Genomic DNA, 469 nt, shown 5'->3' with positions numbered 1-469 from the left:
TTTTTGATGGTATTCTGGAGATCGATAATAATTTAGTGGAGAATGCCATCAGGCCATTGGCCCTGGGTAGAAAAAATTACCTGTTTGCGGGTTCTCATTCAGCAGCAGAAAGAGCCGCAGGAATCTACTCCTTCTTTGCCATCTGCAAAAAACACGAGGTAAATCCATATGAGTGGCTCAAATATACCCTGGAGAATATCATGTCCATCAACCATAAGGACATCCGGAATCTCTACCCACAGAATTACAAGAAATTACAGCAAGTTTAGATCAAGCTTACCAGAAGGGTCTCAGTAAATAAAATTATGCTAAGTTAGAAGATGTGGTTGGTGGGCCGGATACATTTTAGCTGGAGAAAGGAATCCAGATGTTTTAGTTGAAATGTGCCATCGCAGCGTTTTAAAAACAAAAAGAGAACTGATAGTTAAATCTTTAAAAGGTCATTATAATGAGGCCGGGCTTTTTGCCT

The 469-nt window shown here is 39.9% G+C and carries 1 protein-coding gene; it reads left to right on the top strand.

What is annotated here, in order from left to right; genetic code table 11:
• Positions 1–269 (top strand): IS66 family transposase (locus LB467_RS18730; protein WP_224475669.1); only part of this gene is annotated, 269 nt, incomplete at its 5' end.
• Positions 270–469: the final 200 nt, after the last annotated feature.

This window comes from Salegentibacter tibetensis (genome assembly GCF_020164485.1).
GTDB classification, from domain to species: Bacteria; Bacteroidota; Bacteroidia; order Flavobacteriales; family Flavobacteriaceae; genus Salegentibacter; species Salegentibacter tibetensis.
Note: the sequence above shows the minus strand (reverse complement) of the source record. Positions and strands in the feature narration are given on the sequence as shown.